This is a genomic window from Rathayibacter sp. AY1B8 (genome assembly GCF_002932775.1).
Lineage (GTDB): Bacteria > Actinomycetota > Actinomycetes > Actinomycetales > Microbacteriaceae > Rathayibacter.
In genome coordinates, this window is the sequence record NZ_PSWJ01000001.1 from 257,734 (window position 1) to 283,423 (window position 25,690).

The following is a 25,690-nucleotide window of genomic DNA, read 5'->3' on the forward strand; positions in this document are numbered from 1 at the left end:
CGACTCCGTCGTCGCAGCCCAACGCTAGTCTGGCCGCGTGCCGCCCGCCGACCCGGTTCCCGCGACCGCCGGGACAGCCGTCACCCCGAAGCGCCGCGTTCCCCTCTGGGACAACGCGCGCTTCGTCTGCGTGACCCTCGTCGTGATCGGGCACGGCGTCCAGCGGCTGACGGCCAACTCCGACACCTCGCTCATCGTCTACCTGACGATCTACGCCTTCCACATGCCGGCGTTCGCGATCATCTCGGGCTACTTCTCCAAGAGCGGCGCACCGAGCGGGCGCGCGATGCGGCGGGTGCTGACCGACATCCTCCTGCCCTACCTGATCATGGAGACGATCTGGACCCTGGTGCAGTTCCTGGTCGAGGGGAAGCAGGAGTTCAACCCGACGAAGCCGAGCTGGACGCTGTGGTTCCTGCTCGCGCTGGGCATCTTCCGCCTCGTCCTCCCCTACCTGGCGCTGCTGCGCTGGCCGCTGCTGATCAGCGTGGTGCTCGCGGTCGGGGTCAGCTACTACGACAACATCGACTCGACCTTCTCGCTCGCACGCGCGATCGGGATCCTGCCGTTCTTCGTGTTCGGCTGGCGCCTGCGCGGCTTCGCCCCCGGCGGCCGCTCCGCCGTCGAGCGCTGGCTCGATCAGCCGCCGTCGCGGGTCCTCCTCGCCCGGATCCTCGCCGTCGTCCTCTTCGCGGTCACGGCGGTCGTCATGACCGTCAACATCGAGGCGTTCCGAGCGGCGGACCTGCGCTACTGGTTCTTCTACGACCGCCCCTACGACGCCCTCGGCGAGACCCAGTGGTGGGCCGGGCTGGTGCGGCTGGCCCTGATGGCCGGAGCGGTCGTGCTCTCGCTCGCGCTCTTCGCGCTGGTTCCGCGCCGCCGCACCCCGCTCACCGCCTGGGGGCAATCGACGATGTACGTCTACCTCCTCCACAGCTTCGTCCTCTATCCGCTGCGGGAGTCCGGGATCCTCTCGCGGACGGAGAGCACGCTCGCCCTCGCGCTGATGATCGTGTTCTGCATCGCGGTCTCGGTCGCGCTCTCACTGGGCTGGACCCGCACCGTCTTCCACCGGCTGGTCGAGCCCCGCGCGGCCTGGCTCTTCGCCCCGGCGGCCGACGAGAGGCCCCGGCGCCCGGACCGCGCCGACCCCACGGGCGCCAAGCGCGACCGGCAGCCCGAGCGGCGCTGACGGCCGTTACCCCGTGTGTCGGCGGTCCTGGCCGCCCGGCGGGCCCCCGCGTACGCTCGTCGCGACGGAGAACGGCCCCGTCCCCGACCCCGACGATCCGATGGGAAGCACCATGACCGACTCCGACCAGTGGCAGTTCGAGACCAAGCAGATCCACTCGGGCGCCGCGCCGGACCCGGTGACCAAGGCCCGCGCGACGCCGATCTACCAGACCACCTCCTACGTCTTCGACAACGCGGAGCACGCCCAGAACCTGTTCGCGCTGGCCGAGTTCGGGAACATCTACACCCGCATCCAGAACCCGACCCAGGCGGTCGTGGAGGAGCGGCTCACCGCCCTCGAGGGCGGCTCCGGCGCCCTGCTGCTCGCCTCGGGCCAGGCCGCCGAGACCGCGGCCGTGCTGAACATCGCCCAGGCCGGCGACCACATCGTCTCGTCGTCCTCGATCTACGGCGGCACCTACAACCTCTTCAAGTACACCCTCGCCAAGCTCGGCATCGAGACGACCTTCGTCGAGAACCAGGACGACCGCGAGGAGTGGCGCCGCGCCGTCCGCCCGAACACGAAGCTGTTCTTCGCCGAGACCGTCGGCAACCCCAAGATCAACATCCTCGACATCCGCACCGTGGCCGATGTCGCGCACGACGCCGGCGTGCCCCTGATCGTGGACAACACCATCGCGACGCCCTACCTGATCCGCCCCTTCGAGCACGGCGCGGACATCATCGTGCACTCGGCGACGAAGTTCCTCGGCGGCCACGGCACGGTCATCGGCGGAGCGATCGTCGACGGCGGCCGCTTCTCGTGGACCGCGAACGCCGAGCGCTTCCCCGGCCTCACCACGCCGGACGAGTCGTACCACGGCGCCGTCTACACCGCCGCGGTCGGCGACTCCCTCGCCTACATCATCAAGGCCCGCGTGCAGCTGCTGCGCGACCTCGGCGCCTCGATCGCCCCGGCGAGCGCCTGGCAGCTCATCCAGGGCATCGAGACCCTCTCGCTCCGGATCGAGCGCCACGTGCAGAACGCGCAGGAGATCGCGGAGTACCTCGAGAACCACTCCGACATCGCCTCGGTGAACTACTCGGGCCTGCCCACCTCGCCCTGGTACGCCGCGGCCAACCGCTACGCGCCGAAGGGCGTGGGCGCGGTGCTCTCGTTCGAGCTCAAGGGCGGAGTGGACGCCGGCCGGGCCTTCGTCGACTCGCTGGAGCTGTTCTCGCACCTTGCCAACATCGGCGACGTCCGCTCGCTCGTCATCCACCCCGCGTCGACCACGCACTCGCAGCTCTCGCCCGAGCAGCAGCTGACCGCCGGCGTCACTCCGGGCCTGGTGCGCCTGTCGGTGGGACTCGAGAACGTCGACGACCTCCGCGCCGACCTCGACCAGGCCCTCCGCGCCGCGCGCGCCGTCGTCGAGGCCTCCCGCGCGAACGCCTGAGACCCCTCGGCGCCCTGACGGGGTCCCCGTCCTCGGGGACCACGTCGGGGCGCTCCGCGCGCGGGCGGAGGAGCGGGGGAGCAGGGCGTAACAAACGGCTCCGCCCCGCGGCGCTCTGACACGATGGACAGCGCTATGGACTGGCAGCAGACACTCGAGGACACGGTCCCGTCGGCGTTCGTCACCGAGCGCCAGCTCCTCTCGGTCATCGGCAAGCCGCCCGCCACCGGAGCCTGGCGCGACGGCGACCACCCGGGCGGGCGCCGCTTCGTCGACCTCGGCCCGTTCGACTTCGAGGCGGGCGGCCGCCTCCCCCACGCCCGCATCGCCTACGAGAGCTGGGGCGCGCTGAACGAGCGCCGTGACAACGCCGTCCTCGTCCTGCACGCGCTGACCGGCGACTCCCACCTGCTCGGCCGCGGCGATCCCGGCCACGCGACGGACGGCTGGTGGTCGGGACTCGTCGGCCCCGGCCTCGTGATCGACACCGACCGCTTCTTCGTGGTCGCCCCGAACATGCTCGGCGGCTGCCAGGGCTCCAGCGGTCCCGCGTCCCTCGCCCCCGACGGCCACGAGTGGGGCGCACGGTTCCCGTACACGAGCATCCGCGACCAGGTGCGGGCGCAGGTGCAGTTCAGCGACCTGCTCGGCGTCGAGCGCTGGCACACCGTCATCGGCGGCTCGATGGGCGGGATGCAGGCGCTGGAGTGGGGGATCGACCACGCGGAGCGGGTCGCGCGCCTCGCGGTTCTGGCCGCTCCCCCGCGGGCCACGGCCGACCAGATCGCCCTCAACTTCGTGCAGCTCGAGGCGATCCGCAACGACGCGGCCTTCGCGGGCGGCTCCTACTACGACGCCGGCGACGGCCAGGGCCCGTACCACGGCCTCGCGCTCGCCCGCCGGATGGCACTGCTCAACTACCGCAGCCCCTCCGAGCTCAACGACCGCTTCGAGCGCAGCTGGCAGTCGGGGCTCAGCCCGCTCGGCGGCGGCGGCCGCTTCGCCGTGGAGTCGTACCTCGACTTCCACGGCAACAAGTTCACCCGCCGCTTCGACGCGAACAGCTACATCACGCTCGTCGAGGCGATGAACTCGCACGACGTCGGCCGCGGCCGGGGCGGCGAGGCGGCCGCCCTCTCCCGGATCACCAGCCCGACCCTCGTCCTCGGCATCGACAGCGACCGGCTCTTCCCGGTCGAGGGCCAGCGGATCATCGCGGCGCACGCTCCCGGCGCCCTCGACGGCGGAGAGGTCGCGGTGATCACCTCGACGTTCGGCCACGACGGGTTCCTCATCGAGGACGACGCGGTCGGCGCGCACCTCGCCCGGCTGCTGGCGCATCCCGCGACGGCCTGACCCGCCCGACTCCGGCGCGGTTCGACGCCCCGAACCGCGCCGACCGGCCCGGCCAGTGGCTATCGTGAGACGGGGGCCAGCCCCGCGCCACGACCGGAGGGGGCCAGAGCGTGCCGATGATCCGCAGCGCCCGCGAGCGCGACCGGCTGCTGCGCCACTCCGCCTGCGGGATCGGCCTGCTCACGGAGGCGGGGGCGCTCGGCATGGCCCTCATCCCCGGGACGCTCCAGCCCGCCGCCGTGCCGTTCGCCGTCGCGCTGCTCCTGGGCATGATGGCCGCCCACGTCGAGCTCGCCCGGACGGGGCGCCGCAGCCGCGTGATCGCCGTCGCCGTCGGCGGCCTGCTGCTGGGCTGGGGCCTCGCGCTGGGGCTCGCTCCGGGCGCCGACTTCGCCGGGTTCGTCCTGGTCAACACCGCGAACGCCGTGACCGCGAGCATCGCCGTGGTCGTGACGACGTCCGCGCGCCGACTGCTCCTGCTGCTGCCAGTGGTCCTCCCGAGCCTGATCCCGTCGGTGCTCGTCTCGAGCGGCACCATGATCCCCACCGTGGTCGTCCAGAGCCTGCTGCCCTGGGGCACGCTCTGCGGATTCGCCCTCTGGATCGGCACAGCGGTCCCTCGGGTGGTGCGGCGGATCGACAGCATCGGCAACGCGCACCGTGTGGAGCGCCTCGCCAGCGAGACGGAGGCGCAGCGCCGGCAGGGTGCGCGGCTCCTGCACGACACGGTGCTGGCCACCCTCACGCTCCTCGCGCACTCGGGCCGCGGAGTGTCGGTCGACGCGCTCCGTCAGCAGGCGGCGCAGGACGCGCAGCTCCTGCGCCAGCTCCGGCTCGGCGGGACCCCCACCCCGAGCGCGTCCGGCTCCTACCAGCTGACCAGCGTCACCTCCGCCCCCGCGGCCAACACCCTCGAGACCGTCCGCAACCGCTTCGGCCGGATGGGGCTCGACGTGATCTGGCACGGCTCCGGCCAGGTGGCGCTCACCGGCGCGGCCCTCGACTCCTTCGTGCTCGCCCTGGCGGAGTGCCTCGAGAACGTGCGCCGCCACTCCGGCGTCGCCTCGGCCGACGTGACGATCACCGAGGACGAGACGACCGTCCGCGCGATGGTCACGGACGCGGGCGCGGGCTTCGACATCGCGACCGTCCCCGACACGAAGCTCGGCTTCAAGGAGTCGGTGATCGCCCGGCTCGGCGACGTCGGCGGCCGCACCCGCCTGTTCAGCGCCCCCGGATCGGGGACGACCGTGGTGCTGGAGGTCCCGAAATGAGCCCCGCACCGGAGTCTCGGGCCCCGCTGCTGGGACGCGTGCCCGCGACGCACGGCCGCTCCTCCCGGTCCGCCCGCTCGGTCCGCCGCCAGCAGGAGGGGCTCGGCACCAACTACCTCGGCAGCGGCCTCAACGGCATCGCCGCCGCGATCCTCGCCTACGAGCTGCTGATCTTCCTCTCGACCTCCGCCCGCTACAGCGACCTCGCACCCGCGGCGATCGCCTGGGTCCTCGTCGTCCTGGCCTTCGGGTCCACCGTCCTCGCGATCCACCTCGGCGGACGCCGCCTGCCGCTCCCGGTCTACCTCTGCTTCCTCGTCGCCCTCGGAGCCGCCGTCGTGCTCGACCTGGTGGCCGTGACCGACTCCGGCGCGGCCCGCACCGTCCCCACCGCCGCGGTCGCAGGCGCCGTCGCGCACGCCGCGCTGATCGTCCACCGGCGTGGGATCGAGATCCTCGCGGTGAGCGCCCTCGTCGCGATCGCCGAGGTGATCGCGTTCCTCTCGATGGAGTCGGGCGGCGCGGGCGCGCTCTCGGTGCGCATCAGCGCCCTCGTGGTGACGATCGCGCCGGCCGTCGTCGTGGTCGTGATGATGCGCGGGTTCCGCCGGATGGTCCAGCTCGAGATCGACCGCGCCCTCGTGCAGAGCACTACGCTCGGCCCGCGCTACGCGGTCGGGATGCTCGCCTCGGAGGAGCTCGCACGGCTCGACCTCGCCGCCGAGCGCCTCCTCGCCGAGGTGGGCGACGGCTCGGTCCGCCTGCCCCTCGACGCCCAGCGCGCCGCGCACGCGACCTCGCTCGCCACCCAGCTCCGCCTCCACCTCATCGAGGGGCGGCGCGAGACCTGGCTGCACCACGCCGTGCTCGAGTCCGAGCTGCTCGCGCCGCTCGTCGAGCTCGACGACCCGGACGGCACCGCCGGGCTCCTCGGACACCAGCAGCGCGACGGGCTCCTCTCGGCGATCTGGCTGATCGCCGACAGCGCGACCGGGCTCGCCGTGGTCCTCCACGTCGAGTCGGGCAGCCCCCGCGATCCCGGAGTCGGGACGGCCGCTCGAGGACTGCTCGTGCCGATCACGCTCCGCTCCTCAGGCGCGCCCTTGCGCGGCGTCGATCCTGCGACGTGGGAGGCTATCGCTCAGGTCGGCGTCTTCCGCGACACCTCGCGCGACGGGGAGCTCCGGATCGAGATCGACTGCCTGGTCGAGAATCCCGCCGACCGGTGAGCAGCCGCCGAGAGACCGCCGACCGAAGGACACCGATGACACTCACCGCTGACGCGAAGATCACTCTCGCGGTCGTGGACGACCACAAGATGCTCCTCGGAGCCCTCACGGAGTGGATCCGCGGAGCCGCCTCCGACATCCAGCTGGTGGCCGCGGTCGCCTCCTGGCCCGAGCTGCTCACGCACCCCGAGTTCCCCGTCGACGTCGTCCTCCTCGACCTCGACCTCAAGGACAACATCCCGATCTCGGTGAAGCTCTCGACCCTCAAGACCACCGGGGTGAAGACCGTGCTGATGAGCACCTACTCCGAGCCCGCCGTGGTCCGCGAGGCGCTCGCCTCAGGAGCCCTCGGCTACCTGGTGAAGACCGAGGACGCGGACATGATCGTCGAGGCGATCCGCGCGGCCAAGGACGGCCACTCCTACATCTCGCACGAGCTCGACATGGCGCTCTCCACCGGCGACTCCGACGGAGCGCCGAAGCTCAGCGCGCAGGAGCGCCGCGTGATGGCCCTCTACGGCGGCGGCGAGCCGGTGAAGTCGGTCGCGTTCGAGCTGGGCATCTCGGAGGAGACGGCGAAGTCGTACCTCAAGCGGATCCGCGAGAAGTACCGCGTCGTCGGCATCGACGTCGGCACGAAGGTGGCGCTCCGCAAGCGCGCCATCCACGACGGGATCCTCATCGAGACGGATTGAGTCCTCTTCCGTGGCGGTCCCTGCCCGCCACGGCGCGGTCGGCTTCACGACGTGGTGCGTTCCGCGGAGCGAGGTGCGTCGCCCGGCATCGATCCGCTGGCACGCGGATCGCTGTCGGCGGGCTCCACGAGGGCGCGGCGGTCCCCGCCCGCCGCGGCGCGGTCGGCTTCATGACGTGGCGCGTTCCGCAGAGCGGGGTGCGTCGCCCGGCATCGATCCGCTGGCACGCGGATCGCTGTCGACGGGCTCCACGAAAGGCGCGGCGGTCCCCGCCCGCCGCGGCGCGGTCGACTTCACGACGCGGTGCGCTCCGCAGAGCGGGGTGCGTCGCCCGGCATCGATCCGCCGGCACGCGGATCACTGTCGGCGGGCTCCACTACGGCGCGGCGGTCCCCGCCCGACACGGCGCGGTCGACTTCACGACGTGGTGCGTTCCGCGGAGCGAGGTGCGTCGCCAGGCATCGATCCGCTGACACGCGGATCGCTGTCGGCGGGCTCCACGAGGGCGCGGCGGTCCCCGCCCGCCGCGGCGCGGTCGGCTTCACGACGTGGTGCGTTCCGCAGAGCGGGGCGCGTCGCCCGGCATCGATCCGCTGACACGCGGATCGCTGTCGGCGGGCTCCACCTCGTCGAGCGGCGGCCACCTGCTCCTGCGGTCGAGCAGGGCGGGCGTGCCCGAGTCGTGCCGGTCGAGTAGCCGCGGGACGCGGCGTATCGAGACCCACCAGGCACGGGCAACGGGTCGATGCTGGTCGAGAGGCCGCGGGACGCGCGGCATCGAGACCCACCGGACCGGGACTGCCCGTGCTCCTGCGGGCCCGCGTCAGGAGGCCAGGACGGCGACCGTCATGCCGGGCGTCGCGGCGGGGGCGTCCATCGCGGCGAGGGCGGCGGGCAGGTCCTCGAAGGCGATGGTGCGGCCGACGGAGTCGGCGGGGCGCAGACGGCCGGCGACGACGTCGTCGAGGAGGGCCGTGTAGCCGCTTCGGGCGATGCCGTGGCTGCCCAGCAGCTCGAGCTCCTGGGCGATGACCCGGCCGAGCGGGATCGCCGGTGCGGCATCGGGCCCGAGGAGCAGACCCACCTGCACGTGCCGGCCGCGCGGACGCAGGGCGGCGATCGACGCCTCCGCCGTGACGCTGCTTCCGACGGCGTCGATCGCCAGATGCGCACCTCCTCCGGTCGCCGCCCGGATCGCCTCGGCGGCACCCTCGCCTCCGGGGACGGTCACCGCCCCGAGCGCGGCTGCGGCCTCCCGCGCCGGGGCGGAGACGTCCGACGCCACCACACGGGCCCCGGCCGCGAGCGCGACGATCACCGCGGAGAGGCCGACTCCGCCGCAGCCCAGCACCGCGACCCACTCCCCCGGGGCGACCCGGCCGCGCTCGTGCAGGGCGTGGTACGCGGTCCCGAAGCGGCAGCCGAGACCGGCCGCCTCGACGAAGCCGACGGAGTCGGGCAGTCGCACCAGGTTCAGATCCGCACCCGGCACGGCCACCGCCTCGGCGAACGACCCGTCGAGGGTGAATCCCGGCTGCTGCTGCCGGAGGCACACCTGCGTCGCCCCCTCCCGGCACTGCTCGCAGTCGCCGCAGGCGAACACGAACGGCGCTGTGACCCGGTCACCGACCGCGAAGAGCGACACCTGGGCTCCCGTCGCGATCACCGTCCCGGCGAACTCGTGCCCGGGGATCTGCGGAAGGACGACCGAGTCGTCGTGCCCCTTCCACGCGTGCCAGTCGCTTCGGCACACCCCGGTCGCCGCGACGCGGACGACGACGCCGTCGACGGGGCAGACGGGCTCCGGGACCTCGATGATCGCGGGGAGGGCGGAGAAGGACGAGTAGCTCACGGCGCGCATGCCGAGAGTCTCCCAGAGGCCCGGGCCGCGCTCTGCTTACAGTGCGTCGACCGGGATGCCGCCGGTGCCCGGCTGGGCGGGCTCGCGGTGGACCGGGTAGACCGTGCCCCGGGCGCGGTCGATCGCGATGCTGCCGAGGGCGAGCACGATTCCTGCCGCGGTCAGGCCCACGCCGACCCAGATGGGCGACAGATAGCCCAGTCCGGCGGCGATCGTCAGGCCGCCGAGCGCGGCACCCACCGAGTTGCCGATGTTGAGCGCGGAGTGGTTGAGCGCGGCCGCGATCGTCTGGCTGTCGCGCGCCACGTCCATCAGCCGGGTCTGGATCGCGGGCGACGCGGCGGCCGAGAAGCCCGCCGAGAGGAACGCGAACACCACCAGCCCGACGACCGACGAGGCCGACAGCGCGAGCCCGATCAGCGAGACGCCGACGCCGGCGAAGAACACCACCAGCGCCCGCCGCACGTCGCGGTCGGCGGCCCAGCCGCCGACGAGGTTGCCGACGGTCATCCCGAGGCCGATGACGACCAGGATCCACGGGACCGCGCCGAGCGGCAGGCCCGTCACCTCGGTCGCGAGCGGCGAGATGTAGCTGTACATCGCGAAGAGTCCGCCGAAGCCGATGGCGCCGACGAGCAGGGTCATCCAGACCTGCAGGCGCCCGAACGCCCGCAGCTCGTTGCGGACGGTCGCCGCCGGATTCCCGGGCTGCGCGGGCACCAGAAGCTGGACGGCCACGACGGTCAGCGCGAAGAGCACCGCGACCACGAGGTAGGCGCTGCGCCAGCCGGCCACCTGCCCGACCCAGGTGATCGCGGGCACGCCGACGACGTTCGCGATCGTGAGCCCGGAGAGGACGAACGCGACTCCCTTGCCGCGCTTGCCGGGACCCATCAGGTCGGCGGCGACCAGGGAGGCGATGCCGAAGTAGGCACCGTGCGGGAGCGCGGCGACGAAGCGCGCGGCGAGGACGAGCGGGAAGCTCGGGAGCAGCGCCGAGCCGATCGTCCCGACGGTGAAGGCGACGAGGAGGGTCAGGAGGAGCCTCTTGCGCGGCCAGCGCGCCGCTGCGGCGGCGATGGTGGGGGCGCCGACCACGACGCCGAGTGCGTAGGCCGAGATCAGCATCCCGGCCTGCGAGACGGCCTGCTCCTGGCTCACGGCCCAGACCCCGGGGAGGAGGTCGGCGGCGAGCTGCGGGAGGAGCCCCATCGCGACGAACTCGGTCGAGCCGATGCCGAAGCCCCCCATCGCGAGGGCGAGCAGGGCGAGGCGGGTCCGAGCGGGCGAGAGCGTCACCGGTCAAGGCTACTCAGGATCGGGCGGATGTCGAATCGATTCGAGAAAGCCCGGACACGAGAGGTCTCGGCGCGGACCCGCTACTCCCCCAGCGCGTCGTTCAGCCGGGCGATCTTGCCGTCGATCTCGCCCGAGTAGCCGGGGCGGATGTCCGCCTTCAGGACGAGCGACACGCGCGTCCCGAACGCTCCGACGGCCTCCGTCGCGCGCTTGACGACGTCGAAGACCTCGTCCCACTCCCCCTCGATCTCGGTGAACATCGAGGTCGTCCGCGACGGCAGGCCGCTCTCGCGGACGATGCGGACGGCGGCGGCGACGGCGTCGTGGACGGACGCGTCGGGCGCCTCGCCCCCGGACGGTGCGACCGAGAATGCGACGAGCATGGGAGCCTCCTTGACTGCGCGCACCGCGTGCCGGCCCCGCGCCCTCCGAGCCTACGAGCCCTGGGGCGCCAGGCGGGTCTCGCCGGTCAGCGACGACGCGGAAGTCGTGGCGCCGGGTGCGACGACCCGCGCCGTCCCCATCCTCCACAGCTCGCGCAGCAGCCAGCCGAGCAGCACCACGAGGAGGACGTTCCGCACGGTCAGCACGAGCACCATCCACCAGTGCGACCAGAGGAGGAAGAGGTAGAGGTACGGGTAGACCACCTGGGTCAGAGCCGCAGTGACGAGCGTCAGCTTCGCGGGCCGGTCGAACGCGCCGTCGCGGCACGCGATCAGCCCGGCGATCACCGGCGGCGCGAGCCAGACGATGTACTGCGGCGAGAGCACCTTGTTGGTGTCGATGAACACGACCACGAAGGTCAGCGCGAGCAGCGGGAACAGCCTGGCGGGGTCCGCCCGGCGGGCGAGAGCACGGGCACCCAGCAGGGCCACGCCGAGCATGGCCAGAGCGAGCAGCGGGGTCATCAGGCTCGCCGCGAACTCGGTGCCGGGCCCGTGCATCTCGAAGGTGTTGATGTCGGCGGCGTAGTAGACGTAGCTCCCCGATCCCGGGAGGACCGACAGCCACATCCAGGGAGTGCTCACGACGGCCTCGATCTGGAGGCCCCGATCGGTCTGGTCGGTGACGAAGCTGAAGACCTGGTCCCCGCCGCCGACGAGGACGACCGCGAGCACGATGATCACGGAGGCGACCGCGGGGACGAGGATCATCCGCAGCCGTCCGCGCAGGACCAGCACGGCAGCGGCGAGGATCGCGGCCGGCCACACCTTGATCCAGGTGGCCACGGTCAGCAGCAGCGCCGCGACGCCCGGACGGGTCGCCGCCCAGAGCGTCCCGGCGATGGCCGGCGGCGCAGTGAAGGCGTCGATGCGGCCGATCGCGATCGGCCCGAGGAGGACGAGGAACAGCAGCCACCAGCGCGCCGCGGCGAGGCGAGGCGCCGACCGGCCGCGCAGCAGCAGGGCGAAGGCGGCGGCATCGGCGAGCGCGACGAGGACGAGCCACATCAGGTCGTAGCCCGCCGAGCCGAAGAGCCAGGAGGCGGCGATCGGGCCCCAGGCGAGGATCGGGTAGACCCAGCCCGTGTCGATCCCGGCGATGCCGCCGCCCTCGACGGCGGTCCTCATCCACTCCTTGTAGACGATGCTGACGTCGCCCATCGGCAGACCCGGAGCGAACAGCGCCAGGAGGGAGAGCACCACGTGCACCAGCGCGAAGGCGCCCCAGAGCACGGCGACGGAGTCGCGGTTCTCGCGCAGCCGGGCGAGGGGGCGGGAGGACGCTCGAGGAGGGGAGGACGGCACCGCGTCATTGTAGAGGGGCCGCTGAACGGGACCCTGGCAGCACCTGAGCCCGCCTGAGAGCGCCGCTCCCGCCGGGCATCGATCCCCCGGCGGCGTCGGTCGCCGCCGGGCGTCAGCGGCCGGCGTCGCGACCCGACGAACTCAGTAGCCGGCGAACGCGTCGGTGCGGATCCGCTTCGCCCCGGCACCGCGCAGGGCGCCGCGGACCGAGTCGACGAACGACGGCGACCCGGAGACGTAGCCCACGCGGCGGCCGGCGTCCGGCACCGCGTCCGCGAGCAGCTCGGCGGTCAGTCGGCCTGTGACGTGCGACCACCGTGCGGGCAGGTCGGTCGGCGCCTCCTTCGAGCAGAGCACGACCCGGGCCCCCGACTCCTGCAGCAGGTCGCGGTACGCGACCTCGGCGAGGCTCGGCGCGGCGACCACGACGACGACGTCGCGCCGCGGACCGTCCGCGAGCGAGCGGAGCTGACTGGCGAACGGGGTGATCCCGATGCCGCCCGCCACCAGCAGCAGCGGCACGGTGGGATCGGCCGGCAGGACGAAGTCACCGCCGACGCTCGTCGCCCGGAGCGAGTCGCCGGGCTCCAGCGCGGCGAGGGCGCGCTTGAAGCTGCTCGCCTTCTCCGGCATCCGCAGGGCGATCGCGATCTCGCCGTCGGACGGAGCGGAGGAGACCGAGAAGGTGCGCCGGCTGCCCCGGCTGTCGGCGCGGTGCGGCAGGTCGAGCTCGAGCCACTGGCCCGGCTCGAAGGTCAGCGGCGAGCGGGAGCGGAAGCGGTACTCCGCGATGCCCGGCGCCAGCACGCGGGTCGAGGCGAGCTCGAGCGTGTGCCGCCGACGCTGGCGGAATGCGAAGGCGAACGCGAGGGCGTTGCCGACCACGAGGCCCAGCTCCGGAGTGGCGGAGACGACGCCGATGTGGAAGGGGACGCTCGCCACGAGCGCTGCGACGACCGCGATGATCAGCTGCTGCGAGCGGCGCGGCGCGAGCGTGAGCGGCTCCGTCAGCATGAAGGCGCCGGCGAAGACGAAGGGGTAGGCCGTGAGGACCAGGGCCGCCGCGGCGCCGAGGTCCTGGCCGTTCTGCACCGCCTGCTGCACGGACACCCCGCCGGCGACGACGACGAAGACGGCGAAGACGGCCCAGCGGCGGACCCGCGCGACGATCAGGAGGGAACCCACGACGACGAACGGCCAGATCGCGCCACTGGCGATCCACCAGGCTCCGGCGTTGAGCCCCGTGAAGCCGATGATCAGCACGGCGACCGCGGCCGGGTTGAAGAGGTGGCGGCCCCGCCAGGCGAGGACGTACTTGGACGCGGCGGCGATCGCGCCGACGAGCGCGATCACGGCGAGCCCGCGGGGATCGGCCGTCGGGAAGAGCAGGCAGGCGATCAGCAGACCGGTGACGAGCGAGGACTCCAGGTGCGCGCGGCTGCGGAACAGCCTCGCGAGGACCGCGCTGACCAGGGCCGTCGAGACGACGGCGACCAGCGTCGTGCCGAGGATCTCGAGCGGCGACGAGAAGATCAGGCCGGCTGCGGCGTAGCCGACGGCGACGAGCAGGAGCGCGGCGAGCGTCATCCAGACCAGCCGGTAGGTGGTGACGCGGCCGAGGGCGCGGTCGAAGGTGCCGATCATCGGAAGACCTCTCCGGGGAAGGAAGGCGAGTAGTGGAGGGTGCCGTCGCTGCGGACGCGGACGAACTCGAAGTCGAAGCGCTCGGCGAGGGCCTCGGGCGGGCAGACGAACAGCGCGGTCGCGAGCCCGTCGGCGACGAGGGCCGTGTCGGCCACCGCCCAGGTGGCGACGATGCTCTCGACCGGAGCTCCGGTCCGCCCGTCGAGGACGTGGTGGAGGCCGCTGCCCCAGGCGCGGCGGTTGCTCGCCGAGCCGCAGAGCGCGCGGTCGCCGGGCACCGCCACTCCCAGTGCGCTGCTCGGGTCCCACGGGTGCTCGAGGCCGACCCGGACGGGTCCGGCTCCGATGCCCCGGAGGTCGCCGCTCGCGTCGACGACGGCGGGCCCGACTCCGTCGAACTCCTCGAGGACGAGGTCTACGAGCTGGCCCTTGCCCGCGGCGCCGACGTCGACGACGGTCCCGGGCTCGACCCGCAGTCCCGCCGCCCCGCGTCGGGCGGCGGCCCAGGAGGGAGCGGGGACGGCGGGTCCGCGCGGGACGAGGGTGTACGCGGAGTCGTAGCCGAGCTGCTCGAGAGAGCCGCCGACGAAGGGGGTGACCGCCCCGCCGGTCAGCTCGTCGAGCACGTCGTACAGTGCGAAGAGGTCGGCCGCCTCGTCGGGGAAGACGTGCTCGCCCCCGGCCCGCAGCTGCGAGACGGCGGAGTCGTCACGGAACCGCGACCAGGTGCGGTCGTACTCCGCGATGCGCGCCTCGACCCGCGAGCGGTGGGAGGGCCCGAGCGGCTCGGCGGTGTCGATCTGCCAGCCGGTGCCGATCGCGTCGAACCGCCACGCGTGGCCGAGGACCGTCGGGGCGTCAGGCCGTGGCATCGGCCTTGATGGTCTCGACGGCGTCGTTGAAGCCGCCGGAGGTGAGGGAGGATCCCGACACCTTGGAGACCTTCAGCTCGTCGAGCTGCTTGCCGACGACCTCGCCCGCGATGCCGCCCGCGAAGCGCGACTGGTACTGCTGGCCGGTGGGGTTCTCCGACTCCGGGGTCACGGTCACGTCGGTGACGACGCCGTCGGCGAGGGTCAGCGAGACGCCCACCTTCTCGTTCCCTCCGGGCGAGGTGTAGGCGCCCTCGGCCTCGTAGGTGCCGTCGGCGTAGCTGCTGCCGCTCGCGGCGGAGGACGCGGCGCCGGTGGCCTCGGGGGCGGAGCTGGTGGCGGTGCTCGGAGCGGTGGTGGTCGCCGCGTCGGCGGCGTCGCTCCCGGTCGTGGTGGTGCTGGAGCAGGCGGCGAGCGCGGCGAGGGTGCCGGCGCCGGCGAGGAGGGTCAGGGCGTAGCGGGCGGGAGTCGTGGTCTTCGCGGTCATGTCTGTTCTCCTGGTCGAGGCGGACGCGGCGGATCCGACGGTAGAGGTGCTCGCTTCGAGCACCCGATGAGGCGGCGGTGCGGAGCCGGTGAGCCGGGCCGCGGGCGTCGCTTCCTCCAGGACAACGGCGGCGGTCCCGGTTCGGTTCAGCGCTCGTCCGACGGGCGTGTCAGCGCAGGAGTGCGGCGACCACTCCGGGCAGGTGCTCCGCGATGTCGAGCGCGGCGATCGGGCCGCCGGCGGAGGCGCTCCGTCCGGCCTCCGCGTGCAGGACGGCGGCCGCGGCGGCCACGGGGGCGAGGTCCTCCGCGGTCAGAGTCGCCCCGGCCGCCTCGGCGTCCGCGGCCCGACCGGCGAGGAGTGCGCCGAGCACGCCGCCGAGGACGTCGCCGCTGCCCGCGGTCGCCAGCCAGGGCGTGGATCCGGAGACCTCGAGCTCGACGCCGCCCGCGACGACGTGGGTGGTGCCGCCCTTGAGGAGCACGCAGACTCCGAGGCGGTCCGCCGCCCGGCGCGCCCACTCCCCCGGGGCCTCGGCGATCGTCGCGGCGTCCGCGTCCAGACCCGCTCGGCCGAGCACTCCGGCGAGCTCGCGGTAGTGCGGCGTGATGACGACCGGGCCTGCGGCCTCGTCGATCAGGTCGAGCGCGCCCGCGTCGAGCACCACCGGGACTCCCGAGTGCAGCTGCTCGATCAGGGTGCGCCGCTCCTCGTCGCTGCGGTCCTCGGCGCTGGTGCCGGAGCCGACGAGCCAGGCCTGCACGCGTCCCACCGCGGTCACGACCTCCGGCCGCCGGGCGAGCACCAGTCCCGCGGGCCGCTCCGGTCCGAGGTAGCGGACCATGCCGACTCCCGTCCGCACCGCCGCCTCGACGCCGAGCACCGCCGCTCCCGGGTACCGCTCCGACCCGGTCGCGATCCCCAGCACCCCGCGCGTGTACTTGTCGTCGTCCTCCCGCGGCACCCTGATGCTCCGCGCCGCCTCCGCCGTCCCGACCCGCTCACCCATCCCGCCACCCTACGTCGCCCTGCGACGGAGCCGCCCGGTGCCGCCGCTGCCGCACTGGTGCCGGCGCAGCCGCACCCCTCTCCCCTTGCTCCAGAGGGGCGCGGGTGCTGGAGGGGGCAGTCGCAAGGCGGAGGAGGAAGCGGTACCGGCGGTATCGCGCCCGACGACAACGCCGCCTCCAGCACCCGCGGGCGCGGGCCGCGGAGGGGTCGGATACAAGGCGGAGGAGGAAGCGATACCGGCGGTATCGCGCCCGACGACAACGCCGCCTCCAGCACCCGCGGGCGCGGGCCGCGGAGGGGTCGGATGCAAGGCGGAGGAGGAAGCGATACCGGCGGTATCGCGCCCGACGACAACGCCGCAGACGGCCCCTCCGCGGCCCGCGCCTAGCGGCGGGTGGCGTCGTCGACTTCGCCGACGAGCTCCTCGATGATGTCCTCGAGGAACAGCACTCCGGTGGCGCGGCCCTGCTCGTCGAACGCCCGGGCGAGGTGGGCGCCGGTGCGCCGCATGATCGCGAGGGCGTCCTCGAGGTCGGTGGCCTCGAAGATCGAGGCGAGCTGGCGGATGCGCTTGGCGGGGACGGGGAGGCGGAACTTGGCGCCCTCCGTGTCGCCGTCGAGGTCGAGGACGTCCTTGAGGTGGATGTAGCCCTCGGGGGTGCCGTCCTCGCCGAGGATCACGTAGCGCGAGAAGCCGTGCTTGGCGACGGCGCGCTCGACGTCGGCGGGGGTCGCTCCGCTGGGGAGGCTGACGATCCCGTCGAGAGGCAGGGCGACGTCGTGGACCTTCTTCTCGGTGAACTCGAACGCGGCGAGGAGGGTCCCGGTCGAGTCGCGGAGGGTGCCCTCGCGGGTGGACTGGTCGACGATCGTCTGCACCTCCTCGAGCGTGAAGGTGCTGTTCGCCTCGTCCTTGGGCTCCACCTTGAAGAGGCGGAGCACTCCGTTCGAGACCGCGTTGAGGGCGACGATGATCGGGCGGAGGACCCGGGCGATGGCGACGAGCGGCGGCGCCAGGAGGAGCACGGCGCGGTCGGGCATCGAGAACGAGATGTTCTTGGGGACCATCTCGCCGAGCACCACGTGCAGGAACGACACGATCAGCAGCGTGATGACGAAGGCGACGGTGCCGGAGAGCTCGTCGGGGATGCCGACGGCGTGGAGCGGCACCCCGAGCAGGTGGTGGATCGCCGGCTCGCTCACGTTGAGGATCAGCAGCGAGCAGACGGTGATGCCCAGCTGCGTGGTCGCGAGCATCAGTGTGGCGTGCTCCATCGCGGCGAGCGCGGTGATCGCGCTGCGGCGTCCGCTCTCCGCGAGGGGCTCGATCTGGGAGCGGCGCGCGGAGATGACCGCGAACTCCGCTCCGACGAAGAAGGCGTTCGCGGCGAGGAGCACCACGAGCCAGGCGATTCCGGCCCAGTCACTCATCGTCGGACTCCTTCCGTCCGCGGTGTCCGCGGGCGACGTCGGCGAGCGGGTCGGGGATCCCGTCGAGATCCGCGTCGGGGTCGGGGGTGAAGCGGAGGCGGTCGATGCGGCGGCCGTCCAGGCGCTCGACGCGCAGAGATCCGCCCTCGACGTCGACCCGGTCGCCGACGGCGGGGAGGCGGCCGAGCTCGCTCATCACGAATCCGGCGACCGTCTCGTAGGGCCCCTCCTCGGGGATGTGCACGCCGGCGCGGTCGAGGACCTCGTCGGGGCGGAGCATGCCGGGGAAGGTGGTGGAGCCGGGGAGCTTGACCACGTCGGCCCGGGAGCGGTCGTGCTCGTCGGCGACCTCGCCGACCAGCTCCTCGACCAGGTCCTCGAGCGTGGCGACGCCCGCCGTCCCGCCGTACTCGTCGACGACGACCGCGAGCTGGAAGCCGCGTCCGCGCAGCTCCGTGAGCAGCACGTCGAGCTTCATGGTCTCGGGGACGCGGAGCGGCTCGGAGCGCAGCGCCGTGACCGGCACGTCGGACCTCTTGCCGCGGGGCACGGCGACGGCCTGCTTGACGTGCACGACTCCGACGATGTCGTCGATGTCGTCGTCCGTGATCGGGAAGCGCGAGAACCCGGTGGTGCGGGCGAGGTCGAGCACGTCCTGCGCGGTGCTCGCGCGCTCGACCGTCGACAGGCGCAGGCGCGGCGTCATCACGTCGCCCGCGGTGAGGGCGGAGAAGCGGAGGGTGCGCCCGAGCAGGTCGGCCGTGTCCTCCTCGAGCAGTCCGGCGCTGGCGGAGTGGCGCACGAGGCTCGAGAGCTCCTCGGCGCTGCGGGCGCCCGAGAGCTCCTCCTTCGGCTCGATGCCGACCAGGCGCAGCAGGGCGTTCGCGCTGCCGTTCAGCAGGGCGACGGCCGGGCGGAACACCGTCGTGAACGCGGTCTGCAGCGGCACGACGAGCTTCGCGGTCGCCCGCGGCAGAGCGAGGGCGAAGTTCTTGGGGACCAGCTCGCCGAGGATCATCGACAGCAGGGTCGCGATGACGATGGCGACCACCGTCATGACCGGCGCGAGCGCCTCCTCCGGGATGCCGAGTCCGCTGAACGGCTCCTGGAGCAGCGTCGAGAGGGCGGGCTCCATCGTGTAGCCGGTGAGCAGCGTCGTGAGAGTGATGCCCAGCTGCGCGCTCGAGAGGTGCGTGGAGGTGACGCGCAGGGCCGCGATGGTCATGCCCAGGCGCGTCTCGCCGCGGTCGCGACGGGCCTCGAGGTCGGCCCGGTCGAGGTTCACCAGCGCGAACTCGCTGGCGACGAAGACGCCGGTGCCCAGGGTCAGCAGCAGGCCGACGCCGAGGAGGAGCCACTCAGTTCCCACGGTGGTCGCCCCCGGTCACGAGAGGGAGGTGCGAGGAGGGCCGGACGGTGCGGGCCGGCGGAGCGGCGGCACCGGAGCGTCGAGCGGGAGTCCGAGGAGCACGGCAGTGAGCGGAACAGGCCGGATGCGCAGAGGGAGGGTCGTCCATTGTGGCGCCGAGTCTACCCGCCGCGGAGCGCCGCCGGGCGTGCTCCGACGCGGCGGCTCAGAGCCACTTCTTCCGCTTGAACACCGCGTAGAGCGCGAAGCCGAACAGCACCATCAGGCCCAGCGCCCAGGGGTAGCCGAGCCGCCAGTGCAGCTCCGGCATGTCGTCGAAGTTCATCCCGTAGATGCCGGCCACGAGCGTCGGGGCGAAGAGGATCGCCGCCCACGAGGAGATCTTGCGGACCACGTCGTTCTGGGCGAGCCCGGTCTCGGTCTGCCGGCGCGAGACGAGCGTCGAGTGCACCGTGAGCGCCTTGTCGAGGATCGCGCGCAGGGAGTCGACCGCCTCCGTCACGCGGATGGTGTGGTCGAGCACGTCGCGGAGGGAGCGGCGCAGCTCGATCCGCTCCGGCGAGGGCGAGGGCTCCCCCTCCACGGGCGTCGACTCCTGCAGCAGCTCGTGCAGCAGGGCGGTCAGCGGCTGCACCGAGCGCTGGAAGTGGATGACCTCGCGCGAGAGCCGGTAGATGCGCTCCGAGAGCCCGTCGTCCGAGCCGTCGCCGAAGAGCTGGTCCTCGATCTCGTCCACGTCGCCCTGGACGCCGAACACCACCGGCGCGTACTCGTCGACGACCTGGTCGAGGATCGCGTAGAGCACCGCTTCGGGCCCGCGGGCGAGGAGGGCCGGATCCTCCTCCAGGCGGCGGCGCACGCGGGCGAGGTCCGGGGAGTCGGCGTGCCGGATGGTGACCACGAAGTCGGGGCCGACGAAGACGTGCAGCTCGCCGAAGACGACCGTCTCGGCGGCGTCCGCGTAGCGCGCCGGCCGCAGCACGACGAAGAGCCCGTCGTCGTAGCGCTCGAGCTTGGCCCGCTGGTGCCCGCTGAGCGCGTCCTCGACGGCGAGCGGGTGCAGCCCGAACTCCTCGGCGACCGCCTCGACCTCCTCGCGCGTCGGGCGGTAGAGGCCGATCCAGGCCATGCCGTGCTCGTCGCGCATCAGCTCGAAGGTGTCCTCGAGCGAGTCGGGGTTCCGGATGCGGCGGCCGTCGACGTACACGGCGTTGTCGACGATGGTCATGGGCTCGGTTCTAGCACGCGGCGCCCGCTCACCAGCTGACCGGCAGCGCCTTGCCCTCCTCGTAGCCCGCGGCCGACTGCAGGCCCACGTGCGCCCGCTCGTGGAAGTCGGCCACGCTCCGGGCGCCGGCGTAGGTGAAGGACGAGCGGACCCCCGAGGTGATCATGTCGAGCAGGTCCTCGACCGAGGGCCGCAACGGGTCGAGGTAGATGGTGGAGGAGGAGATGCCCTCGGCGAAGAGGCGCTTGCGGGCGAGCTCGTAGGCGTCGAGGCGGTCGAAGCGCTCCTGCACCGCCTTGGCCGAGGCCATGCCCCAGCTCTCCTTGTAGACCCGGCCGACCGCGTCGCTGCGCAGCTCCCCCGGCGCCTCGATCGTGCCGGCGAACCAGGAGCCGATCATCACGGAGGCGGCGCCCGCGGCCAGCGCGAGGGCGACGTCGCGCGGGTAGCGCACCCCGCCGTCCGCCCAGACGTGGGCGCCCAGCTCGTGCGCGCGCTCGGCCGTCTCGAGGACGGCCGAGAACTGCGGTCGGCCGACCGCGGTCATCATCCGCGTGGTGCACATCGCGCCGGGGCCGACGCCGACCTTGAGGATGTCCGCTCCCGCGTCGACGAGGTCGTGCACCGCGTCGGCCGTGACGACGTTGCCCGCCGCGATCGGCACTCCGAGATCGAGCGCGGAGACCGTCCGGAGCGCCCGGAGCATCCCCTCCTGGTGGCCGTGCGCGGTGTCGAGGACGAGGACGTCGACGCCCGCGGAGACGAGCGCGCGCGCCTTCGCCTCGACGTCGCCGTTGATGCCGATCGCCGCCGCGACGCGCAGACGCCCGTCCGCGTCGAGCGCCGGGTCGTAGACGGTGGAGCGGAGGGCGCCGGTGCGCGACAGCGTGCCGACCAGGGCGCCGTGGTGCAGCACGGGGGCGAAGTCGAGGTCGGCGGCCACCATGAGGTCGAAGGCGGCCCGCGCGGTGGGCACGTCGTCGGCGTCGATCGAGGGGGTGGCGGAGTGCACCAGGTCGCCCAGGCGCGCGTCCGGCAGCGCGGTCGCCAGGCGCGCGGCCGGGACGCAGCCGAGGATCGCGCCGCCCTCCTCCTGCACCACGAAGCCGTGGCCGGCGACGGCCGGCAGGATGCGCAGCGCCTCCTCCACGGTCGTCGCCGGCGAAGCGGTGAGGGCGCCGGAGAAGGCGACCGGCTGGCGCTTCACCCAGCGGATCGCGGCGTCCAGCGCCTGCAGGGGCATGTCCTGCGGGAGGACGCCGAGCCCGCCCCGGCGCGCGAGCGTCGCTGCGAGGCGCTGACCGGTGACCGAGTTCATGTTGGAGGAGACGACGGGGATCGTCGCCCCGGTGCCGTCGCCCGGGGCGAGCGAGACGTCGAGGCGGCTCGTCACCGACGAGCGGCCGGGGACGAGGAAGACGTCCGAGTAGGTGAGGTCGCCTGAGGGTGTTCCGCCGGAGAAACGCATGGGGGAAACGCTACTCCGGCGCGGCCCCGGGTCGGCCGTGCAGGGAACGGGGCTAGGCTTGGCGACCGGGACGGGACCAGGCGACGGCACCGGTTCCCGCTGGTGCGAGGACGACCTCCTCCGCCGCGGTGGCAGGCGCCGAGGGATGCGACGGGCCCGTCCGGATGATCGAGGACGAATCAACGGAGAGAGTGGGCGATCGGCTGTGTCGAGCCAGTTGACCGGAGCAGGAACAGAGCAGGGCGCGGAGGACTTCGGAGCCAACGAGTGGCTCGTGGAGGAGCTGTACGAGCAGTACAGCGCCGACCGCGCCTCGGTGGACGAGTCCTGGTGGCCCATCCTGGAGCGCTACGGCGCCCAGCTCGCGAACTCCGGCAAGGACGCTCCGGCTCCGGCTCCCGCCGCGGCACCCGCGCCCGCCGCCTCGAAGCCCGCCGCTGCCGCCGAGCGCGTCTCGTCGAGCGGCGGAGGCGCCGTGACCCATCCCGCCGCGGCCTCCTCCTCCGAGTCGACCCCCGCCTCCCGCACCACGTCGAAGCAGCCGAAAGCGCAGCCGATCCCGGCCGACGCTCCGGTGAGCAAGCCCTCCGCCGAGGACTCGACGCCGGACGAGGACGTCGTCACCCCGCTCCGCGGCATGGCGAAGAGCCTCGCGACCAACATGGACGCCAGCCTCAGCATCCCCACCGCGACGAGCGTCCGCACGATCCCTGCGAAGCTGATGATCGACAACCGCATCGTCATCAACAACCACCTGCGCCGCACCCGCGGCGGCAAGGTCTCGTTCACGCACCTGATCGGCTGGGCGCTCATCCGCGCGCTCAAGGACTTCCCGAGCCAGAACGTGTTCTACGACGAGGTCGACGGCAAGCCCGCGGTCGTCGCCCCGGCGCACGTCAACCTCGGCATCGCGATCGACATGCCGAAGCCCGACGGCACGCGCGCCCTGCTCGTGCCGAGCATCAAGCGCGCCGACACGCTGAGCTTCACGGCCTACCTCTCGGCCTACGAGGACCTGGTCAAGCGCGCGCGCGGCAACAAGCTCGTCGCCGGCGACTTCGCGGGCACCACGCTCTCGCTGACGAACCCCGGCGGCATCGGCACGGTCCACTCCGTCCCCCGCCTGATGAAGGGCCAGGGCTGCATCATCGGAGCCGGCGCCCTCGAGTACCCGGCGGAGTTCCAGGGCGCGTCCGAGAAGACGCTGGTCGAGCTGGGCATCGGCAAGACCATCACCCTGACCTCGACCTACGACCACCGCGTCATCCAGGGCGCCGGCTCGGGCGAGTTCCTCAAGATCGTGCACGAGCTCCTGCTCGGCGGCCGCGGCTTCTACGAGGACATCTTCGCCGCGCTGCGCATCCCCTACGACCCGATCCACTGGTCCACGGACATCGCCGTCGACCTCGCCGAGCGCGTCTCCAAGACCGCCCGCGTGCAGGAGCTCATCAACTCGTTCCGCGTCCGCGGGCACCTGATGGCCGACGTCGACCCGCTGGAGTACGTGCAGCGCTCGCACCCCGACCTCGCCATCGAGAGCCACGGCCTCACCTTCTGGGACCTCGACCGCGAGTTCGTCACGGACGGCTTCGGCGGCAAGCGCCAGCTCAAGCTGCGCGACATCCTCGGGATCCTCCGCGACTCGTACTGCCGCACCGTCGGCGTCGAGTACATGCACATCCAGGACCCGGAGCAGCGCGCCTGGATGCAGCAGAAGCTCGAGCGCGGCTACGAGAAGCCGGGCCACGACGAGCAGCTGCGCATCCTGGGCAAGCTCAACGAGGCCGAGGCCTTCGAGACCTTCCTGCAGACCAAGTACGTGGGCCAGAAGCGCTTCTCGCTCGAGGGCGGGGAGTCGCTCATCGCGCTGCTCGACGCCGTCCTGCAGGGCGCGGCCGACGAGCACCTCGACGAGGTCGCGATCGGCATGGCCCACCGCGGCCGCCTGAACGTGCTGACCAACATCGCCGGCAAGACCTACGGCCAGATCTTCCGCGAGTTCGAGGGCACCCAGGACCCGCGCACGGTCCAGGGCTCCGGAGACGTGAAGTACCACCTCGGCACCGAGGGCACCTTCCGCGGCGCGGCGGGCGAGGAGATCCCGGTCTACCTGGCAGCGAACCCCTCGCACCTCGAGGCCGTGAACGGCGTGCTCGAGGGCATCGTCCGCGCCAAGCAGGACCGCAAGCCCATCGGCACCTTCACCACGCTGCCGATCCTCGTGCACGGCGACGCCGCGATGGCGGGCCAGGGCGTGGTGGTCGAGACCCTGCAGATGTCGCAGCTGCGCGCGTACCGCACCGGCGGCACGATCCACATCAACATCAACAACCAGGTCGGGTTCACGACTCCCCCTCACGAGGCCCGCACCTCGATCTACTCGACCGACGGCGCGAAGACGATCCAGGCGCCGATCTTCCACGTGAACGGCGACGACCCCGAGGCGGTCGTCCACGTCGGGCAGCTCGCGTTCGAGTACCGCCAGCGGTTCCACCGCGACGTGGTCATCGACCTGATCTGCTACCGCCGGCGCGGGCACAACGAGGGCGACGACCCCTCGATGACCCAGCCGCTGATGTATAGCCTGATCGAGGCCAAGCGCTCTGTCCGCAAGCTCTACACCGAGGCGCTCGTCGGCCGCGGCGACATCACCGAGGAGGAGTACGACCGCGCCCACCAGGACTTCCAGGACCGCCTGGAGCGTGCGTTCGCCGAGACCCACGCCGCGCAGACCGGCGCGATCCCCGTGATCACCGCCGACGGCGACTCCGTGGCCGACCTCGAGCTGCCCGACGCGCAGCAGGGCGAGGACTACCCGGGCGAGCCCGAGGTGACCGGCGTGAAGACCGAGGTCGTGACCCGCATCGGCGACGCGTTCACGACGCCGCCCGAGGGCTTCACCGTGCACCCCAAGCTCCAGCAGCTGCTGGCGAAGCGCCAGGAGATGAGCCGCTCCGGCTCCATCGACTGGGCCTTCGGCGAGCTGCTCGCGCTCGGCTCCCTGCTCCTCGAGGACACCCCGGTGCGCCTCGTCGGCCAGGACACGCGCCGCGGGACCTTCGTCCAGCGCCACGCGGTCCTCCACGACCGCGAGAACGGCCAGGAGTGGCTGCCGCTGATGAACCTGTCCGAGCAGCAGGCCCGGCTCTGGATCTACGACTCGCTGCTCTCGGAGTACGCGGCGATGGCGTTCGAGTACGGCTACTCGGTGGAGCGGCCCGACTCGCTCGTGCTGTGGGAGGCGCAGTTCGGTGACTTCGCGAACGGCGCCCAGATCGTGATCGACGAGTTCATCTCCTCCGCCGAGCAGAAGTGGGGCCAGCGCTCGTCGCTCGTGCTCCTGCTCCCGCACGGCTACGAGGGCCAGGGCCCCGACCACTCGTCGGCGCGGATCGAGCGCTACCTGCAGATGTGCGCGGAGCGGAACATGACCGTCGCGCGACCGTCGACGCCGGCGTCCTACTTCCACCTGCTGCGCCGCCAGGCCTACTCCCGGCCCCGCCGACCGCTGATCGTCTTCACCCCGAAGGCGATGCTGCGTCTACGCGGAGCCTCGAGCCCGGTCGAGGACTTCACCTCGGGCCGCTTCCAGCCGGTGATCGACGACGCGCGGATCCAGGACGCCTCGGCCGTGAAGCGCGTCCTGCTCCACGCCGGCAAGGTCCACTACGACCTCAAGGCGGAGCTCGAGAAGAAGCCCGACGACGGCATCGCGCTGGTCCGGGTCGAGCAGTACTACCCGGCGCCGATCGAGGAGCTGCGCGGCATCGCCGAGCGCTACCCGGACGCGGAGCTCGTCTGGGTGCAGGACGAGCCCGAGAACCAGGGCGCCTGGCCGTTCATGGCCCTCGAGGTCGCTCCGAAGCTGGGCCGGTCCATGCGCGTGGTCTCGCGGCCGTCCGCGGCCTCCCCCGCGGCCGGCTCGGCCAAGCGGCACGCCTCCGAGCAGGCCGACCTGCTGTCGCGGGCGCTCACCCGCTGATCCGCGGTCCGCACGACGCGGTCGGGCCCGTCGGAACCTCGTGTTCCGGCGGGCCCGTCGCGTTGCGGGCGGACCGTGCCTGACCGCAGGCCCACAGAAA

The 25,690-nt window shown here is 72.7% G+C and carries 19 protein-coding genes; 7 read left to right on the plus strand and 12 right to left on the minus strand.

Annotated features, from left to right (window positions below):
- Positions 1–37: 37 nt before the first annotated feature.
- The 6 genes from C5C63_RS01165 to C5C63_RS01190 all read left to right on the plus strand — a co-directional run bounded on the left by C5C63_RS01165 (position 38) and on the right by C5C63_RS01190 (position 7,190).
- Positions 38–1,195, plus strand: a complete 1,158-nt coding sequence (locus tag C5C63_RS01165) for an acyltransferase family protein (protein WP_104325355.1) — start codon at positions 38–40, stop codon at positions 1,193–1,195.
- A 112-nt stretch (positions 1,196–1,307) separates the two neighbouring features.
- Entirely contained in the window at positions 1,308–2,636 is a 1,329-nt protein-coding gene (locus C5C63_RS01170) for a bifunctional o-acetylhomoserine/o-acetylserine sulfhydrylase (RefSeq protein ID WP_104249523.1), read from the plus strand.
- Between the two features lie 135 nt (positions 2,637–2,771).
- Positions 2,772–3,992, plus strand: a complete 1,221-nt coding sequence (locus C5C63_RS01175; protein WP_104232776.1) for a homoserine O-acetyltransferase — start codon at positions 2,772–2,774, stop codon at positions 3,990–3,992.
- Between the two features lie 116 nt (positions 3,993–4,108).
- Positions 4,109–5,266 carry a sensor histidine kinase gene (locus C5C63_RS01180; protein ID WP_104257082.1) on the plus strand — a complete coding sequence of 386 codons (1,158 nt, stop codon included), beginning with the start codon at positions 4,109–4,111 and terminating at the stop codon, positions 5,264–5,266.
- 38 nt (positions 5,267–5,304) lie between these two features.
- Positions 5,305–6,495, plus strand: coding sequence for a hypothetical protein (locus tag C5C63_RS01185; RefSeq protein WP_104325356.1), 1,191 nt, complete (start codon positions 5,305–5,307; stop codon positions 6,493–6,495).
- 35 nt (positions 6,496–6,530) lie between these two features.
- A complete protein-coding gene (locus C5C63_RS01190) occupies positions 6,531–7,190 on the plus strand; it encodes a response regulator (protein ID WP_104232779.1) in 660 nt (219 codons plus the stop codon).
- 823 nt (positions 7,191–8,013) lie between these two features.
- On the opposite strand, the gene C5C63_RS01195 is transcribed toward C5C63_RS01190, so the two are convergent.
- From C5C63_RS01195 to C5C63_RS01250, 12 genes are all read right to left on the minus strand, one after another.
- Positions 8,014–9,051: an alcohol dehydrogenase catalytic domain-containing protein gene (locus C5C63_RS01195; RefSeq protein WP_104257084.1), complete on the minus strand. Its 1,038-nt coding sequence runs from the start codon at positions 9,049–9,051 to the stop codon at positions 8,014–8,016.
- 36 nt (positions 9,052–9,087) lie between these two features.
- Positions 9,088–10,302, minus strand: coding sequence for an MFS transporter (locus tag C5C63_RS01200; protein ID WP_104257102.1), 1,215 nt, complete (start codon positions 10,300–10,302; stop codon positions 9,088–9,090).
- A 128-nt stretch (positions 10,303–10,430) separates the two neighbouring features.
- On the minus strand, positions 10,431–10,733 hold the full coding sequence (locus C5C63_RS01205; protein WP_104224449.1) for a thiamine-binding protein: 303 nt from the start codon (positions 10,731–10,733) through the stop codon (positions 10,431–10,433).
- Between the two features lie 51 nt (positions 10,734–10,784).
- Positions 10,785–12,098, minus strand: coding sequence for a glycosyltransferase 87 family protein (locus C5C63_RS01210; protein ID WP_104291583.1), 1,314 nt, complete (start codon positions 12,096–12,098; stop codon positions 10,785–10,787).
- 141 nt (positions 12,099–12,239) lie between these two features.
- The gene (locus tag C5C63_RS01215) at positions 12,240–13,742 is read right to left on the minus strand and encodes an oxidoreductase (protein WP_104291584.1); all 1,503 of its coding nucleotides are present in this window, start codon (positions 13,740–13,742) and stop codon (positions 12,240–12,242) included.
- Positions 13,739–14,614 (minus strand): FAD:protein FMN transferase, encoded by an 876-nt coding sequence (locus C5C63_RS01220; protein ID WP_104325357.1) that lies wholly within the window; start codon positions 14,612–14,614, stop codon positions 13,739–13,741. The genes C5C63_RS01215 and C5C63_RS01220 overlap by 4 nt, the downstream gene beginning before the upstream one ends.
- Positions 14,601–15,101: an FMN-binding protein gene (locus C5C63_RS01225; RefSeq protein WP_104224453.1), complete on the minus strand. Its 501-nt coding sequence runs from the start codon at positions 15,099–15,101 to the stop codon at positions 14,601–14,603. The genes C5C63_RS01220 and C5C63_RS01225 overlap by 14 nt, the downstream gene beginning before the upstream one ends.
- A gap of 169 nt (positions 15,102–15,270) precedes the next feature.
- Positions 15,271–16,110 (minus strand): ADP/ATP-dependent (S)-NAD(P)H-hydrate dehydratase, encoded by an 840-nt coding sequence (locus tag C5C63_RS01230; protein WP_104287629.1) that lies wholly within the window; start codon positions 16,108–16,110, stop codon positions 15,271–15,273.
- Positions 16,111–16,496: 386 nt separating this feature from the next.
- Complete coding sequence (locus C5C63_RS01235) at positions 16,497–17,543, minus strand: hemolysin family protein (RefSeq protein ID WP_104325358.1); 1,047 nt, start codon at positions 17,541–17,543, stop codon at positions 16,497–16,499.
- Positions 17,536–18,912 carry a hemolysin family protein gene (locus tag C5C63_RS01240; protein WP_104325359.1) on the minus strand — a complete coding sequence of 459 codons (1,377 nt, stop codon included), beginning with the start codon at positions 18,910–18,912 and terminating at the stop codon, positions 17,536–17,538. Before C5C63_RS01240 ends, C5C63_RS01235 begins: the two co-directional genes overlap by 8 nt.
- 205 nt (positions 18,913–19,117) lie before the next feature.
- Positions 19,118–20,140, minus strand: coding sequence for a magnesium/cobalt transporter CorA (gene corA, locus C5C63_RS01245; RefSeq protein WP_104291587.1), 1,023 nt, complete (start codon positions 20,138–20,140; stop codon positions 19,118–19,120).
- Positions 20,141–20,168: 28 nt separating this feature from the next.
- Positions 20,169–21,608 carry a GuaB1 family IMP dehydrogenase-related protein gene (locus C5C63_RS01250; protein ID WP_104249514.1) on the minus strand — a complete coding sequence of 480 codons (1,440 nt, stop codon included), beginning with the start codon at positions 21,606–21,608 and terminating at the stop codon, positions 20,169–20,171.
- Positions 21,609–21,813: 205 nt separating this feature from the next.
- Between C5C63_RS01250 and C5C63_RS01255 the strand changes: the two genes are divergently transcribed.
- A complete protein-coding gene (locus tag C5C63_RS01255) occupies positions 21,814–25,590 on the plus strand; it encodes a multifunctional oxoglutarate decarboxylase/oxoglutarate dehydrogenase thiamine pyrophosphate-binding subunit/dihydrolipoyllysine-residue succinyltransferase subunit (protein ID WP_181068290.1) in 3,777 nt (1,258 codons plus the stop codon).
- The last annotated feature ends 100 nt before the right edge of the window (positions 25,591–25,690 follow it).

Coding starts and splice junctions, on each gene's coding strand:
- C5C63_RS01200 (WP_104257102.1), bottom strand. CDS start 10,302: ATGGGGGGCTTCGGCATCGGCTCGACCGAGTTCGTCGCGATGGGGCTC.
- C5C63_RS01170 (WP_104249523.1), top strand. CDS start 1,308: ATGACCGACTCCGACCAGTGGCAGTTCGAGACCAAGCAGATCCACTCG.
- C5C63_RS01230 (WP_104287629.1), bottom strand. CDS start 16,110: ATGGGTGAGCGGGTCGGGACGGCGGAGGCGGCGCGGAGCATCAGGGTG.
- corA (WP_104291587.1), bottom strand. CDS start 20,140: ATGACCATCGTCGACAACGCCGTGTACGTCGACGGCCGCCGCATCCGG.
- C5C63_RS01205 (WP_104224449.1), bottom strand. CDS start 10,733: ATGCTCGTCGCATTCTCGGTCGCACCGTCCGGGGGCGAGGCGCCCGAC.
- C5C63_RS01235 (WP_104325358.1), bottom strand. CDS start 17,543: ATGAGTGACTGGGCCGGAATCGCCTGGCTCGTGGTGCTCCTCGCCGCG.
- C5C63_RS01250 (WP_104249514.1), bottom strand. CDS start 21,608: ATGCGTTTCTCCGGCGGAACACCCTCAGGCGACCTCACCTACTCGGAC.
- C5C63_RS01190 (WP_104232779.1), top strand. CDS start 6,531: ATGACACTCACCGCTGACGCGAAGATCACTCTCGCGGTCGTGGACGAC.
- C5C63_RS01215 (WP_104291584.1), bottom strand. CDS start 13,742: ATGATCGGCACCTTCGACCGCGCCCTCGGCCGCGTCACCACCTACCGG.
- C5C63_RS01225 (WP_104224453.1), bottom strand. CDS start 15,101: ATGACCGCGAAGACCACGACTCCCGCCCGCTACGCCCTGACCCTCCTC.
- C5C63_RS01175 (WP_104232776.1), top strand. CDS start 2,772: ATGGACTGGCAGCAGACACTCGAGGACACGGTCCCGTCGGCGTTCGTC.
- C5C63_RS01220 (WP_104325357.1), bottom strand. CDS start 14,614: ATGCCACGGCCTGACGCCCCGACGGTCCTCGGCCACGCGTGGCGGTTC.
- C5C63_RS01195 (WP_104257084.1), bottom strand. CDS start 9,051: ATGCGCGCCGTGAGCTACTCGTCCTTCTCCGCCCTCCCCGCGATCATC.
- C5C63_RS01180 (WP_104257082.1), top strand. CDS start 4,109: ATGATCCGCAGCGCCCGCGAGCGCGACCGGCTGCTGCGCCACTCCGCC.